Origin of the sequence: Paenarthrobacter sp. MSM-2-10-13 (assembly GCF_011605365.1) — a bacterium.
Lineage (GTDB): Bacteria > Actinomycetota > Actinomycetes > Actinomycetales > Micrococcaceae > Arthrobacter.
On record NZ_JAAOXO010000002.1, the window covers coordinates 253,308 to 267,253 of the forward strand.

18 protein-coding genes are annotated in these 13,946 nt (G+C 61.6%); 14 read left to right on the top strand and 4 right to left on the bottom strand.

The window, feature by feature from the left end:
* The first annotated feature begins 40 nt into the window (after positions 1-40).
* The 10 genes from HAV21_RS06990 (at position 41) to HAV21_RS07035 (ending at position 6,336) form a co-directional block, all read left to right on the top strand.
* A complete protein-coding gene (locus HAV21_RS06990) occupies positions 41-487 on the top strand; it encodes an Asp23/Gls24 family envelope stress response protein (protein ID WP_166841172.1) in 447 nt (148 codons plus the stop codon).
* Entirely contained in the window at positions 484-675 is a 192-nt protein-coding gene (locus HAV21_RS06995) for a hypothetical protein (protein ID WP_018779541.1), read from the top strand. The genes HAV21_RS06990 and HAV21_RS06995 overlap by 4 nt, the downstream gene beginning before the upstream one ends.
* Entirely contained in the window at positions 672-1,052 is a 381-nt protein-coding gene (locus HAV21_RS07000; protein ID WP_166841173.1) for a hypothetical protein, read from the top strand. The genes HAV21_RS06995 and HAV21_RS07000 overlap by 4 nt, the downstream gene beginning before the upstream one ends.
* Positions 1,049-1,696 carry a DUF6286 domain-containing protein gene (locus tag HAV21_RS07005; RefSeq protein ID WP_166841174.1) on the top strand — a complete coding sequence of 216 codons (648 nt, stop codon included), beginning with the start codon at positions 1,049-1,051 and terminating at the stop codon, positions 1,694-1,696. Before HAV21_RS07000 ends, HAV21_RS07005 begins: the two co-directional genes overlap by 4 nt.
* Positions 1,693-2,304 carry a hypothetical protein gene (locus tag HAV21_RS07010; RefSeq protein WP_166841175.1) on the top strand — a complete coding sequence of 204 codons (612 nt, stop codon included), beginning with the start codon at positions 1,693-1,695 and terminating at the stop codon, positions 2,302-2,304. The genes HAV21_RS07005 and HAV21_RS07010 overlap by 4 nt, the downstream gene beginning before the upstream one ends.
* Before the next feature lie 109 nt (positions 2,305-2,413).
* Complete coding sequence (locus HAV21_RS07015; RefSeq protein WP_166841176.1) at positions 2,414-3,280, top strand: DUF4397 domain-containing protein; 867 nt, start codon at positions 2,414-2,416, stop codon at positions 3,278-3,280.
* Between the two features lie 137 nt (positions 3,281-3,417).
* Positions 3,418-4,113, top strand: a complete 696-nt coding sequence (locus HAV21_RS07020; protein ID WP_243753157.1) for a class F sortase — start codon at positions 3,418-3,420, stop codon at positions 4,111-4,113.
* Positions 4,114-4,129: 16 nt separating this feature from the next.
* The gene (locus HAV21_RS07025; protein ID WP_142937113.1) at positions 4,130-4,744 is read left to right on the top strand and encodes an RNA polymerase sigma factor; all 615 of its coding nucleotides are present in this window, start codon (positions 4,130-4,132) and stop codon (positions 4,742-4,744) included.
* The gene (locus tag HAV21_RS07030; protein WP_166841177.1) at positions 4,731-5,546 is read left to right on the top strand and encodes an anti-sigma factor; all 816 of its coding nucleotides are present in this window, start codon (positions 4,731-4,733) and stop codon (positions 5,544-5,546) included. Before HAV21_RS07025 ends, HAV21_RS07030 begins: the two co-directional genes overlap by 14 nt.
* A gap of 148 nt (positions 5,547-5,694) precedes the next feature.
* Positions 5,695-6,336 (top strand): DNA alkylation repair protein, encoded by a 642-nt coding sequence (locus tag HAV21_RS07035; protein WP_202979303.1) that lies wholly within the window; start codon positions 5,695-5,697, stop codon positions 6,334-6,336.
* Between the two features lie 9 nt (positions 6,337-6,345).
* Here the strand turns inward: HAV21_RS07035 and HAV21_RS07040 are convergent, their stop codons facing one another.
* A complete protein-coding gene (locus HAV21_RS07040; RefSeq protein ID WP_024819271.1) occupies positions 6,346-6,747 on the bottom strand; it encodes a helix-turn-helix transcriptional regulator in 402 nt (133 codons plus the stop codon).
* Positions 6,748-7,007: 260 nt separating this feature from the next.
* Here HAV21_RS07040 and HAV21_RS07045 point away from each other — a divergent pair, with 260 nt between their 5' ends.
* The 4 genes from HAV21_RS07045 to HAV21_RS07060 all read left to right on the top strand — a co-directional run bounded on the left by HAV21_RS07045 (position 7,008) and on the right by HAV21_RS07060 (position 11,538).
* Entirely contained in the window at positions 7,008-8,354 is a 1,347-nt protein-coding gene (locus tag HAV21_RS07045) for an extracellular solute-binding protein (RefSeq protein ID WP_166841179.1), read from the top strand.
* Between the two features lie 96 nt (positions 8,355-8,450).
* Positions 8,451-9,416, top strand: a complete 966-nt coding sequence (locus HAV21_RS07050) for a sugar ABC transporter permease (RefSeq protein ID WP_142936917.1) — start codon at positions 8,451-8,453, stop codon at positions 9,414-9,416.
* Positions 9,413-10,375, top strand: a complete 963-nt coding sequence (locus HAV21_RS07055) for a carbohydrate ABC transporter permease (protein ID WP_142936916.1) — start codon at positions 9,413-9,415, stop codon at positions 10,373-10,375. The genes HAV21_RS07050 and HAV21_RS07055 overlap by 4 nt, the downstream gene beginning before the upstream one ends.
* A gap of 113 nt (positions 10,376-10,488) precedes the next feature.
* Complete coding sequence (locus HAV21_RS07060; RefSeq protein ID WP_142936915.1) at positions 10,489-11,538, top strand: LacI family DNA-binding transcriptional regulator; 1,050 nt, start codon at positions 10,489-10,491, stop codon at positions 11,536-11,538.
* Between the two features lie 32 nt (positions 11,539-11,570).
* Here HAV21_RS07060 and HAV21_RS07065 read toward each other — a convergent pair whose 3' ends face one another.
* From HAV21_RS07065 to HAV21_RS07075, 3 genes are all read right to left on the bottom strand, one after another.
* The gene (locus HAV21_RS07065) at positions 11,571-12,458 is read right to left on the bottom strand and encodes a hypothetical protein (protein ID WP_142936914.1); all 888 of its coding nucleotides are present in this window, start codon (positions 12,456-12,458) and stop codon (positions 11,571-11,573) included.
* Between the two features lie 33 nt (positions 12,459-12,491).
* Positions 12,492-13,298, bottom strand: a complete 807-nt coding sequence (locus tag HAV21_RS07070; protein ID WP_142936913.1) for an exodeoxyribonuclease III — start codon at positions 13,296-13,298, stop codon at positions 12,492-12,494.
* Positions 13,299-13,360: 62 nt separating this feature from the next.
* Positions 13,361-13,927, bottom strand: a complete 567-nt coding sequence (locus tag HAV21_RS07075) for an HdeD family acid-resistance protein (RefSeq protein ID WP_166841180.1) — start codon at positions 13,925-13,927, stop codon at positions 13,361-13,363.
* Positions 13,928-13,946 lie beyond the last annotated feature (19 nt).

The window sequence follows — 13,946 nt, forward strand, 5'->3', positions numbered from 1 at the left end:
CTAGACGCTAGGGTGGTAATCAAGAGAAGGGGAGTGCTCCATGGAAGACCAGAATGTGCAGCTTGATCCCGTGCCCGGGGGCGAAATCCCTGGCACCGGACGCACCATCATCTCCGAGGCCGCCGTCGCCAAAGTTGCGGGTATCGCTGCCCGCACAGTGCCTGGCGTCTACTCCTTGGGCTCCGCTCCGTCCCGAGCGCTGGGCGCTATTCGCGACGCCGTCGGCAGCTCGGACCACGCAGCAGGGGTTCGCGCCGAGGTGGGGGAAACCCAAGTGGCGGTGGACATCACCTTGGTTGCGCTCTACGGTCATCCCCTGCACGGCGTCGCCAACCAGGTCCGGGCCGCTGTATACCGCGCCGTGGAGGAATTGGTTGGTCTTCAAGTGATTGAGGTCAATATCGAAATCACCGATGTTTTCATTGCACCGCCGGCAAAACCCGCCGTAAGCAAGGCAGTGGTAGTGGAAAGGGAGGCACTCCAATGAGCATGACCGTGGTGGGGATTGCTATCGGCGCTTTCGTGGCTTTCATGTCCTTCTCGTTCGGGCTATGGGGTTTCCTGATCTCCCTGCTTTTCATGGGCATAGGCGCCCTGCTCGGCCGCGCGGCTGAGGGCAAACTGGATCTTCGCAGTGTGCTGGATGCCATTACGGGCCGGCGCTCTTCGTCATGAGCGTGGCTGAGGCTGTGGAATACACCACCAGCCTGGCCGGCCATAACCGGATCAGTACCCAGGCATTGACATCGTTGGCTCGGGCCGCCGCGGCGCAGGCGCTCGGCGTTGACGCCAGCCACATCCGCGCTGATTGGGCGGACGACGACGGCCTGTTGGCTTTGTCCATCGTGGCACCTATCAGCGTCCCGGCTTTGACAGAGGTGTTGCGTGATCCGCGGCGGGTCCAAGGCTTTGGAGGCTCCATCTGGGACCGCGCCGTGGCAGCCAAGGCGTTCGTTCTTGAAACCGTGACCCAGCTCAGCGGATCCCAACTGAGCAGGGTGGATATCAGAATCAGCGGAGCTCACGTCACTGAGGGAGGCCGCGTCCAGTGACCCAGGATCAGGAAACACAGAGAGTGAACGCAGCGGACCCGAACAGGGGAGCAAGCCCGGTGGCCGGGGAAGACCCGAGCATGAGCCGTATCCTGCGCCGTGAGACGCATTCGTCCCGCGCGGGAGCGTCCGTGATCGCGGCCGTTCTGGTGATCGTGCTCTGCGGTTACGCTTTGCTCGAAGCAGGAGTCCGCGCCATAGGGCAGCCGCCATGGCTTATCGATCCCACCACGGCCGCGGAGCGCATTATCGCCCTCCCGGAAGGCATCTCACCGCTGCTGCTTGGGGCCAGTGGTGCGGTAATCGCCATGGTGGGGCTGTTCTTCCTGCTGCACGCCGTCCTGCCGGGCAGGCGCGCCCGCCACTTGCTCAGGGACCCTCGCACCGCCGTCGTGGTTGATGACGAGGTCCTGGCCTCGGCACTGGCACGTCGGGCACGAACTGCCGCGAACGTCACCCAGGAACAGGTGATGGTGGTGGTCTCACGGCAACTGGTGGTGGTGAACGTGCGGCCAACGTCCGGCAGCCGTGTCAGCAAAGAAGCAGTATTAACTGCCGTCCAGGCCGAACTTGAGGAAATGTCGCCGGTGCCGATGCCAGCTGTCAGGGTAAATCTGGCGTCCTCGGGGGTGATCGGAGCGTGAACGGAACACCACGGGCCCTTAACCGCATACTTCTTTTCATCATTGGTGTGAAGCTGCTGGCCATCGGGCTGCTTCTCGTGCTGTTGGCCACCGTGCCTGCAGTGGCCACATGGTGGCACGGCTGGTCTGCTTCAGTATGGGCGGGCGCTGAGAATGCCTTCAGGCAGACTCACCTCCCCGGACGTGAAGAGAGCTGGCTGTGGATTGTGGCCGGCGTCGTCCTGGTGGCCATCATCATTGGGATGATCGCCTGGGTGTCCCAGCAAGGAAAAGGCCGCGCCAACCTTCTGGTGGCGAGCGACGATGACAGCGCGGTTGACGGCGAAGTCCGGATCGGTGGTGGCGTGGCCGAGCAGGCGCTCAGGTCCGCCCTGGCTGAAAGGACGGACCTCGCCGGCGCCTCCGTTGCCACCCTCGAAGTGAAGGGCCAGCCCGGACTGCGCATCCGCATCCAACCACGGCAGGGTGTGGCGCCCCATATCCTGGCTGCGGAAGTGTCTCAGCTGGTTGAAGCGTTGGACCTGGTCATCGGCCAGAAGACCCCCGTCCTGGTGCACATGGTTTCCGGTGCCCGGGCAAGGTTTACCAAGGCCGAGAGGGTCCGCTGAGAAACACACCCTCAAAAAATCGAGTGCATCCGCATCCATAACCATCCTCATGTCGGTAGTAGGGGTATCAGCAAAAACCCCGCACGTCGGGCCGATCGAGGAGAAGGACATGCGCAGCAGAATACTTACGGCAGGAGCAGGAGCCAGTGCCGCGGCATTGGCAGCAGCAATCGTTTTGGCTGTCCCCGCGCAAGCGGCGGAGGGCGACGCACATTTGTCTGTACTTCACGGTGTGCCTGGGTTGACCGTTGACGTTTGGGTCAACGGAGCACGAACCTTGGACGACTTCACTCCAGGCACACTGGCCGGCCCGTTGGCACTTCCGCCGGGAGCGTACGATCTCGCAATTACTGCCTCGGACGCCGCCGATGCCTCTGCCCCTGTTATTGGGCCCGTGACGGTGACTTTGGCTGCAAACGGCAACTACACCGCCGTCGCCAACCTCGATGCGGCAGGAAAGCCAACAGCGAACTTCTTCACGAACGACGTCTCGCGCATCGATGCAGGCAAAGGCAAGTTGACCGTCCGACACACTGCTGCGGCACCGGCTGTGGATGTGCTGGCCGGCGGCACGGCCGTTGTGAGCAATCTGGCCAACCCTAACGAGCAAACACTCACACTAGACCCCGGTACGGTCTCAGCCGCAGTGGCTGCAGCGGGCACCACGGCACCTGTCATTGGCCCTGCGGATGTGACAGTGACCGAAGGAACGCACACCATCGTCTTCGCGTGGGGAAGCCTCACCGACAAGAATCTTCAATTGGCGGTGCAGACCATTGACGGACTGCATTCGGCACCAGGATCGGTACCCGGCGCACTGGACGGCTCATCGGGCGCTTTGTCTCCAGGTGCCTCGGCAGGTGATGTCTCCACAGAACAGCTGATGCTGGGCGGTGGCCTCGCTGCGGCAACGCTGCTGCTGATCGCTCTGGGGATTCGTAGGGCTCGTGCTGTCACCTCCGGGATCAAGTCCTAAGTCCTTGGAACACGTCCTGGCCGTCCGCAGCGATGGCCAGGGCGTGCCCCGCATCAACAACGGCAGCCGCAGCATCTAGCCGCAGACCCCCAGGAAAACGCGTGATGACATCAAGTGAGCCACACCAAAGTCGCCCTATGCGCCTCCAAAGCGGTACAGGCCGCCGTCGCAGTGCGCACCAATGGATGGGAGCGCTGGCCGCCGTGGCTGTGCTCTTTCTGACGGCCTGCGGGACCCCGACGCCGTCCACGGCACCGAGTGCCTCTAGCGAGACAAGCGACTCGATCCCCAGCGTGCAGCAGACTCAACCGTCGATGCCTCCCGCCGAGCCTTCTCCGCCACCTGTCGAAGTCAAGCTGCGGGGCACAACTCCAACGCAGCCCGCGGCGACTCCCCCTCCTGTGTCACTCCAAGTGGCTGGTACGTCCATTGATATGGGCGTAGTACCCGTGGGGGTCGCGCCCGGTGGTGCTATGGAGATACCGGAAACCTTCTATGAGGCAGGCTGGTATCGGTTCGGGCCAGCGCCCGGAGCCGCGGAAGGCTCGGCTGTGCTTGCCGGACACATCGACACCACCTCCGACCAAGCACCGTTCTCCCAGTTGAAATCCTTACCGGCCGGAACCTTGATCACCGTAGGACGGGAGGGTGCTCCCGCACTCAACTATCGGGTTGTTTCCGTCACGTTGATGGCCAAGGACGCCTTCGACGGCGAATCTTTGTTCCGTCGCACGGGTCCGCACGAACTCAAGGTTGTCACGTGCGGGGGCAGGTGGCTGGACGAACGAATGGACTACAGCGACAATGTCATTGTCACCGCGGTCCTTGAATAAGTACCCCAACCCGGCCGTGGTCCTCGTCGCTGACGCCGGGAAGGAGTCTCCTTTGGTATCCCCAAACGAGGTTTCATCCGCGTGGGACGATGCTTTGACCACTTCATTTATGGCGGGGGATGAGTCCGCACTTGTGGCCGCTTACAGGGAGTTCGCCCCGCTGGTGCACACGCTCGCCTTGAGGTCTTTGAGAGACCGTTCGGCAGCCGACGACGTCACGCAAGAGGTCTTCATTAGGGTCTGGCGACACCGCGACACCTTCCACCCGGAGGTCTCGCGACTGCCGGCCTGGATAGTGGGCATTGCACGCCACGCCATTGCGGACGCCCATTCTGCCTCTAACCGGGAAGTTCGCAGAATCCTTGCCGTCGCCCAGGTCCAGGACACTGGCGGGGCATCTCCAACAGGGGAAGCGGTTGAGGTAGTGGCCGACAGGCTGCTTCTGGACGGAGAACTGGACCGGCTTGGTGAACCGCAGGGCGCCATCATGAAATTAGCGTTCTACGAGGACCTGACGCATGAGCAGATTTCCCGCAGGCTTGAACTACCCCTTGGTACCGTCAAGAGCCACATTCGACGCAGCTTGATCCACCTAAGAAGCAGACTGGAGGTTGACCGTGCCGCACATTGATCCGGAAGAGTTGAGCCTCCTGGCGCTGTACGGTGCTTGGCTCGATGAGGAGGGCCAACGGCATCTCAATAGCTGCGATGCCTGCTCGGCGGAGTACGCCGCATTGCGCCGCGCCGTGGACGCCATGAAAACCACACCGGACAGCACAAGCTTTGAGGTGCCCGGCCCCAACGTGTGGAGCGGGATTCACCGGGAACTGGGTCTGTCCGATGCAACCCGGGCGGACCCCCTGGGCCCAGCTACGGGCTCCGCAACGGGATCTGCAGCAGGCTCTGCAACTGGGACTGAAACCAGCAAAGCCGGCCACACCGATCCGCCCGAACCAGGGCACCCCCCGGCGCCACCCACAGACCTACGTTCCGTCAAGAAGCGTCCCTTGGGGTGGCAACGCCGTGGGACCTGGTTGGCAGTTGCTGCGGCGGGGGCCTTGGTCATCGCGGGTGGAACGCTGTGGAACCTCAATCAAGCGGCAACGCCATTGGCGCGGGCAGAGTTGTCCCCACTCGCACAGCACACTGCCACAGGATCAGCGACAGTCCTTGAGTCCGCGGACGGATCACGAAACCTGGAAGTGAAGCTGAGCAAAGATGAAGCACAGGGCTACCAGGAGGTCTGGCTCATCGGCACGGACCTTAAACGGCTGATCAGTCTGGGAATCATGAGCTCGGATTCAGGGACCTTCCCGCTTCCGTCAGATCTGAATTTGGACGATTTTCCTATCGTCGACGTCTCTGATGAACCGCTGGATGGAAATCCCGGCCACTCCAGTGTGAGCATCGTGAGGGGTTCGCTAAGTTCCTGAGCCGTCCAAGCGGTTGATGCGCAGCCGTGCGCTGCCCTCGCATTCAGCAACGGGTAGCCTGAATCCCACACCCGAAGGAAAGGAGGCCACGGTGGCTCAAACGACGGCGGCCCAAGAGTTGACGCTCGAATCGACGGTGTCCGGTCTCATGGCGGAACTTGCGGCATTGGAAGAGCCCCGGGCCCGCGAAGTGAACGAGAAACACGGCGATGACCACGGGGTAAACCTCAGCAAGCTGCGTGCCATCGCGAAGAGGTTGAAGACCCAGCAGGAGCTCTCCCGCGAGCTGTGGAACACCGGTGACACTGCAGCCAGATTGCTGGCGCTCCTGATATGCCGGCCCAAGGCCTTTGACCGGGACGAACTGGACAGCATGTTGCGGGAAGCACGGACCCCCAAAGTCCAGGACTGGCTTGTCAACTACGTCGTCAAGAAAAGCCCGCAATCCGAAGAATTGCGGGTTACCTGGTTCGCTGACTCCGATCCCGTGGTGGCAAGCGCCGGCTGGGCGCTGACCTCTGAGCGTGTCGTCAAGAAGCCCGAAGGCCTGGATCTTGTGCAACTGCTGGACGTTATTGAAAGCCACATGAAGGAAGCCCCGGACCGCCTTCAGTGGGCCATGAACCACTGCCTGGCGCAGATCGGGATTGAATTCCCGGAACACAGGGCCAGGGCTTTGGACATCGGAGAGCGGTTGGAAGTGCTGAAGGACTATCCCACACCGCCCAATTGCACGTCGCCGTTCGCGCCGGCCTGGATCAATGAGATGGTGCGTCGCCAGGCACTGTAGTGTGGCCGATCAGCCTCGGTTGCGGTGCATCATCCGGTAGGTGAGCTCGGCGAGCAGCTCTTCATCGGAGAGGTGCGAGGCCCGGGCAATGGGAGCGCTGGGAACGGTAACCCGGGGAGGTCCCTGCCGTGATTCGTCGCCTGAGCGCATGTCGTCGGGGGTGATCATTTCCGGAGCGAAGTTCGATTTACCTTTGAGGACCTCGGACACGGAGCCGGCCCTCCAGCCCAAGGCGTGCTCAAGCTTGCGTTGGTTGATCTCCTGCGTTCGCCGGGTCCCGGATTCCAGTGTGCGGACCGTCTTGATGGCAGTACCTGCCTGCTTGGCCAGCTGAACCTGGCTCAGCCCTTGTGCCAAGCGTTCTTCTTTGATCAGGCGGCCTATGGTTTGCAGTGCTTCAAGTTCATCCACGATTCCTACTTTTCCATAGGCAATAGTAGGCAATCAAATCAGCGAGGCTCGTCAGGCCGCGCGGAGTAGCGTGGAGCAGGCCGTCAACCAGCTCACCGAGCGCTCGAGGACCGCCGCCCGCGGAGAAGCGCAGGCTGCTTGGTATCAATGCGATCACGTTATGTGTAAGCGCTTGCATTGACTGGCGAATCATGGCTAGTGTGAGCGTCACCACATCAATTGCGCCGCCGAATCTTTGTACTCAGCGAGGAGTCTTTAGCATGAAGAAAACCAAGTACCTGCTACCGGTCGCAGCCGCCGGTGTTCTGGCACTTACCCTTTCCGCCTGTAGCGGAGATGGTGGCGGTGGGGGATCAACCGCCGGCTCGGATGATTGCTCCGCCTACGAAAGCTATGGCAAGCATGACGGGAAGACCGTCTCCGTCTACTCCACCATCGTCGACGTCGAGGCAACCAATCTCGAGGAATCCTGGAAGCAGTTCGAATCCTGCACCGGCATCACCATTAAGTACGAGGGCAGCAAGGAATTCGAAACGCAGATCGGCGTGCGTGCCCAGTCCGGCACCGCCCCGGACGTTGCGATCTTCCCGCAGCCCGGCCTTCTGGCCACCCAGGCACGGGCCGGTTACCTGAAGCCCGCACCGCAGACCGTGTCCGACCTTGTGGACAAGAACTGGTCCCCGGACTGGAAGAAGTACGGCACGGTGGACGGTAAGTTCTACGCCGCTCCGATGCTCGCGAACGTCAAGGGCTTTGTTTGGTACGCGCCCAAGACCTTCAAGGACAAGGGCTGGGAAGTCCCCAAGACGTGGGACGAAATGATCGAGCTGTCCAAGAAGATCGCCGCGGATGACAAGAACATGAAGCCGTGGTGTGCCGGATTCGAGTCCGGAGAAGCAACGGGCTGGCCCGGCACGGACTGGATCGAAGACGTTGTCCTGCGCGCCCACGGCCCCGAGGTCTACGACCAGTGGGTGGCTCACCAGATTCCGTTCAATGACCCCAAGATTGTTGATTCCTTCGACAAGGCCGGCGATATCCTGCTCAACCCGGAAATGGTGAACGGCGGCTTCGGTGACGTTCGCTCGATCCTCAGCACCGGGTTCGCCCAGGCCGGCCAGCCGGTCCTCGACGGCACCTGCGCCATGCACCACCAGGCCAACTTCCAGGCAGCCAACTGGCCTGCAGGAACCAACGTGGCTGAAGACGGCGACGTCTGGGCCTTCATCACCCCGCCGATTGACGAAAGCAAGGGCAAGGCAGTCACCGGTGGTGGCGAGATGGTTGGTGCTTACAAGGACACCGCTGAAGTTCAGTCGTTCCTGGCATACCTGGCCAGCGCCGACTTCGCCAACAACCGCGTGAAGCTTGGCGGCGTGGTCAGTGCCAACAAGGGCTTGGACCCCAACAACGCACAGTCTGACCTGGACAAGCTGACCGTCCAGATCCTCCAGGACAAGGAAACCGTGTTCCGCTTTGACGGTTCGGACCTCATGCCGAGCGCAGTTGGTTCCAACTCCTTCTGGAAGGGCATCGTGCAGTGGATCAACGGCACGTCCTCCCAGGATGTTGCCAACAGCATCGAATCCAGCTGGCCTAAGAGCTAACTCCCAGAGTGCTGCCTCCCCTGACTGGTTGACCCAGCCGGGGAGGCAGTGCTTTTCCCGGAACTTAGTGATTCACTCACGCCCCGGAGGTTGGGTATGGAATTTATTGGAGAAAAACTCCTACAAGTAGTGATAGCCCTTGCGATATTCGCAGCGGTCATCGGCCTCATCATGTTGCTGGTGGACAGGGCGCCTAAGTCAGTCAAAGACAAAGTCACGGTGGCAGGATTCCTTGCTCCTGCGGCAATCCTGATGCTGGTGGGTCTGGTTTATCCGGCCATCCGCACGTCAATGCTGGCCTTCACGGATGCCAGCGGCAATGGCAATGGCTTTGATAACTTCGTGTGGATGTTCACGCAGCCTGAGGCATTGACCACGCTGCGGAACACCGTCATTTGGACCGTCCTGGTTCCACTGCTGTCGACGAGCTTCGGCCTCGCCTACGCAGTCTTCATTGATAAGGCCCGCGGCGAGCGGGTTCTCAAATCGCTGGTCTTCATGCCGATGGCCATCTCCTTTGTGGGCGCCGGCATCATTTGGAAGCTCGTCTACGACTACCGTGGCCCCAACATCGAGCAGACCGGTGTCATCAACTTCTTCAGGGTCGCCCTGGGGATGGATCCCAAGCAGTTCCTGCTGGATGCCCCGGAAAACACCATCTTCCTCATCATCGTGATGGTTTGGATCCAGACCGGCTTCGCCATGGTGATCCTGTCTGCGGCCATCAAGGGTGTCCCTGTGGAACTCATCGAGGCGGCCCGCCTGGACGGTGCCAACGCTTGGCAGCAGTTCCGCAACGTCACAGTCCCCGGCATCCGTGGAGCCCTGGTGGTGGTCCTGACCACCATTACCATCGCAACGCTGAAGGTCTTCGACATCGTGAGAACCATGACCGCCGGCAACTACGACACTTCCGTAGTCGCCAACGAAATGTACACGCAGGCTTTCCGCGCCGGTGAGCCCGGACGGGGTGCCGCGTTGGCCCTGATCCTGTTCCTCATGGTGCTGCCGATCGTCGTGTACAACGCTCGAGTCCTTCGCAAGCAAAGGGAGATCCATTGACAGCCACGCCAGCCCCGAAAGAGGCCTCGAAGGCCACCCGGCAGCGTCCTGGATCCGACCCCACGGAGGACGCCCAGCCCATCATGCGCCGCGTCAAGACCAAGCTCACTTCCAAGTGGGCAACAGCGGCAGCGATCATCATCGCCGTCGTATGGTCCGTGCCGACGTTCGGGCTCTTTGTTACCTCGTTCCGTCCTGCCGCCAAGCAGGTAGGTCCCCGGTCCGACGGCTGGTGGAATGCGTTCGTCGACTGGCAGTTCACGTTCAAGAACTACGCGGATGTCCTCACCCCGGCGGGGTCGCAGTCCGCCAACCTCTCGCAGTACTTCGTCAACTCCATCGCGATCGTCATCCCGGTCACCATCTTCGTGCTGGTCCTGGCGTCCATGGCTGCGTACGTTTTCGCGTGGGGCAAGTTCAAGGGCCGTGACGCTCTCTTCATCTTCGTCTTTGCCCTGCAGATCATCCCGCTCCAGATGGCCCTGATTCCGCTGCTGCAGTTCTTTACGCAGACCCTGCAGCTCCCGGCGGGTTCGTACGCCCAGCTGTGGATTGCCCACACCATGTTCGGCCTTCCGCTGGGTATCTTCCTGCTGCATAACTTCATCTCCGAAATTCCCGGTGAAGTCATTGAGGCGGCAAGGGTGGACGGCGCCGGACACAGCACCATCTTCTGGCGGATCATCCTGCCGCTGTCGGTACCGGCACTCGCCTCGCTGGCGATCTTCCAGTTCCTGTGGGTTTGGAATGACCTGCTGGTGGCGTTGGTGTTCTCCGGTGGAACGGCAGACGTTGCACCCATTACGCAGCGTCTGGCTGAGATCTCCGGTACCCGCGGTGCCAGGGACTACCTGAACCCGGCAGCAGCGTTTGTCTCCATCATCGTCCCGCTCCTGGTGTTCTTCGGATTGCAGCGCTACTTTGTGCGCGGCCTGCTGTCCGGCGGCCTCAAGGGTTAGGACTGCGGCCTCGGTTACGCAGCGCATTACGCGCCTGCGTAACCGAGGCGGCAATCTACAAATACACATTTAGGGTTTGAAGGCGGAGCAACGGCGGCCGGAGAGGGGAGCCTGTGTCAAAAACAACGGGTAGATCCCAACGCGGCGGCCATACCGGCGTCAGTATTGAGGACGTCGCTGCAGCCGCCGGAGTTTCCACGGCCACCGTTTCACGCGCCGTGCGGGGACTACCGCGGGTGTCTCCCGCCACCCGCGAGAAAATCCTCGAAGTTGCCAGTTCACTGGGATATGTTGCGTCGTCATCGGCATCAGGCTTGGCGACGGGCCGCACCCGCACCATCGGAGTCCTGGCACCTTTTGTGAGCCGGTGGTTCTTCTCCAAAGCCATAGAGGGCGCGGACCGGGAACTCCATTCACGCAAGTACAACCTCTCCCTCTTCAACCTGGGCGGCCACGGCAGCAACCGTGAGCGGCTCTTCAGCTCCACCATGGTCTACAAACAAATCGACGCACTGTTGGTGCTCTGTATGTCCCTGACAGAGGAAGAGCTGGAACACCTCCACAAAATCGACATCCCGCTGGTTGTGGTGGGTGGCCACGTTGAGGACTGCGCGTACATCGGCATCAACGATTACGACGCCGCGTCCACCGCCGTGCGGCATCTGCTGGACCTGGGCCACAAGGACATCGCATTGCTCCATGGCGACGACGAAACGGACCTGAACTTCGACGTTCCCCGCGTGCGTATCCGCGCCTTCCAGGAAGTCATGACCGACGCCGGCCTGGAAGTCCGCCCCGAGTGGGACCAGTGGGGTGACTTCACTGTCGCCAGCGGACAGCAGGCGTTTAACCGGCTCTGGAGCCAACCCGGCCGCAAACCAACAGCCATCTTCTGCTCCTCGGACGAGATGGCTATGGGCGTCATTTTTGAGGCGGGCCGTCATGGCGTCAGGGTGCCGGAAGACCTTTCCGTCATCGGGATTGACGACCACGACTTCTCGTCATCCATTGGCCTGACCACCGTGGGCCAGCGGCCCGACAACCAGGCAGAGCTGGCTACCAAGATGCTGCTGGACGAATTGGACGGCAACCCGGGAGCAGTTCATTCAGAGGTGGCCCCCCACAAGCTGATTGTCCGCGAGACGACGGCCCCGCCCAGCTAAAAGCACGAGCCCAGCTAAAAGCACGAGCCCAGCTAGGAGGCCCGCGCCAGTTGCCGGATGGGAATCCACCGCGAGGCGAGCCTGCGGTAGGCGGCGGCCGCTCCGGTCATGTCCCCTTCAGCCAGGCACTCGATGCCGAGCCGGACATCCATGGGGGACTCGTCCGGATACACCTTGTCAGCCACGGCACCATAATCCAGCTCCACCATGGACTGGACGTGGAAAAGTTCCAGCCATTCCGTGAGCTGTGTCAGGTCGTCCAGCATGTCCAAATCAGGCGCGGCCAAGGCCAAATGGGCCACGGCAAAGCGTGCCCTATCCAAGGCTTCAGTAATGGGTGTCCATACCCGGACGGTGAGGATGCGCCCCTCGGACTCCACCACGTCCTTGCGGTCCGACTCACTGAAAAGCGAGAACCAGCTGAACGGAATGCCCCACGTTGAAGCCCGGGTGTGCACCCGTTTTGCGGCCTCCCCGGCGTTGATGCGATCGATCCTGGCCTGGTGCTTGTCACGCTGCGAGACCGGGATGAGGAGATCGGCCAGCGGACTATGCACGCCATCCATGAGCGCGTTGGCCGCCAAGCCAGCCCGAATCACCAGTTGGCTGGGGCAGAAAAGCAGCCGCCCGGCGTCGTGATCTTCCGTATCCTGGGCCGCAGCGTGCCGTCCGGTGGGCACGCGCGTCATGCGTACCAAGTCCGTGCGGCCGGTGGGGAAAGGATCGCCGCCGGAACGCGTGATGCGTCCCAGGGAGGCTTGGAGCTCCGCATTTTCGACGGCGGCCCGGGAACCGTTCTTGGTGCCTTCCGCCACGAGCTGGCGTTGCTGTTCGGGCGGAAACGCCTCGATGGGCTCGTAAATGCGCAGTGACGAAGAGAACGGCAGACCCGCCTGGCCCCGGTACAGGTTTCCAGTCATATCAACCGCCCCTTTTCGTCAGTGAGCCTGTACTTAGTCCGCCAGCTCCACAATGACCGGAGCGTGGTCCGAAGCGCCTTTGCCCTTGCGTTCCTCGCGGTCGATGGAGGCGCCTGTGACCCGTGACGCCAGGGCCGGGGAGGCGAGGCAGAAGTCGATGCGCATGCCTTCCTTCTTGGGGAAGCGCAGTTGTGTGTAGTCCCAGTAGGTGTAGACGCCGGGGCCCGGGGTGTAGGGACGGACGACGTCGGTGAACCCGGCGGTTTCGAAGGCGTGGAAGGCGGCGCGCTCGGGTTCGCTGACGTGGGTGTAGTTGTTGTTGCGGAACAGCTCGATGTCCCAAACGTCCTCATCGAACGGGGCGATGTTCCAGTCACCCATGAGGGCGATCTGGGCGGTGGGCTCGGACTTGAGCCATTCAGCCGCATGGCCCTGCAGGACGTCCAGCCACTTGATCTTGTACGGCATGTGTTCGTCGTCCAGCGAGCGGCCGTTGGGAACGTACAGGCTCCAGATGCGGACGCCGCCACAGGTAGCAGCGATGGCCCGGGCTTCCTGGGCAGGATCCTTGCCTGCCTTACCGAACGCGGGCTGGTCCAGGAAGGTGCGCTGCACATCCTCCAAGCCCACGCGCGAAGCGATGGCTACACCGTTCCACTGGTTCACGCCGAAGTGCGCAACCTCGTAACCCATGCGCTCAAAGAGCTCCCACGGGAAGTTCTCGTCCTTGCACTTGGTCTCCTGGATGGCCAGGACATCGCAGTCGCTGCGCTCAAGCCAAGCCTCAACGCGGTCGGCACGGGCGCGGAGGGAGTTCACATTCCAGGTAGCTATCTTCACAGCCACTAACTTACCGAACTTGGGGCTGAGCGCATCCCCTGACGGGTTTTTACCCTGACTAACTAGCGGACGTAAAGTGCGGAGGAGGATGTGAGTTTGCGGAGCCCGATGCCCGATGCGATCAGGAGCAACCCGGTAACGATCGCGAATCCGGCCAACATCCACACCAGGCCCAAGAGGCCCAGACCCGGATTCACCAGCACCACAATCCCGAACACCGTGGTGATCAGGCCGGTCAGGAACCAAACACCCCAGCTTCGGATGAAGGTCCTCGCGGCCAGCGAAAGAATAATTTGGGAAAGACCCAGGACCAGGGCCCAAAATCCGATCAGCACACCGATTGCAGCCGCCGTAATTCCCGGCAAGGCAATTGCAACAATGCCGGCTGCGATGGAGATGAGCCCACCCACTATGGTCCAGCGCGAACGGCCAGCGGGATCGTAGAAATAATGGGCAACGCTCGTAATGCCGTCAATGATCGCAAAAACACCGAACATGACAACCACCACCAAAGCGGTGGCACTGGGCACAACAAAGATCAAGAGGCCAAAAACTATGGAAAGGGCTCCCCGGACCAGCAAAGCAGTTCCCGGGTTTTTGAACATTTTGCGATCCGCTGCATCGTCCATACGGCTCAGCGTAACCAAC

Bases quoted from the DNA above. Each gene is read 5' to 3' on its own strand.
- HAV21_RS06990 (WP_166841172.1), top strand. From the start codon at position 41: ATGGAAGACCAGAATGTGCAGCTTGATCCCGTGCCCGGGGGCGAAATC.
- HAV21_RS06995 (WP_018779541.1), top strand. From the start codon at position 484: ATGAGCATGACCGTGGTGGGGATTGCTATCGGCGCTTTCGTGGCTTTC.
- HAV21_RS07000 (WP_166841173.1), top strand. From the start codon at position 672: ATGAGCGTGGCTGAGGCTGTGGAATACACCACCAGCCTGGCCGGCCAT.
- HAV21_RS07015 (WP_166841176.1), top strand. From the start codon at position 2,414: ATGCGCAGCAGAATACTTACGGCAGGAGCAGGAGCCAGTGCCGCGGCA.
- HAV21_RS07020 (WP_243753157.1), top strand. From the start codon at position 3,418: ATGCGCCTCCAAAGCGGTACAGGCCGCCGTCGCAGTGCGCACCAATGG.
- HAV21_RS07035 (WP_202979303.1), top strand. From the start codon at position 5,695: ATGGCGGAACTTGCGGCATTGGAAGAGCCCCGGGCCCGCGAAGTGAAC.
- HAV21_RS07045 (WP_166841179.1), top strand. From the start codon at position 7,008: ATGAAGAAAACCAAGTACCTGCTACCGGTCGCAGCCGCCGGTGTTCTG.
- HAV21_RS07050 (WP_142936917.1), top strand. From the start codon at position 8,451: ATGGAATTTATTGGAGAAAAACTCCTACAAGTAGTGATAGCCCTTGCG.
- HAV21_RS07065 (WP_142936914.1), bottom strand. From the start codon at position 12,458: ATGACTGGAAACCTGTACCGGGGCCAGGCGGGTCTGCCGTTCTCTTCG.
- HAV21_RS07075 (WP_166841180.1), bottom strand. From the start codon at position 13,927: ATGGACGATGCAGCGGATCGCAAAATGTTCAAAAACCCGGGAACTGCT.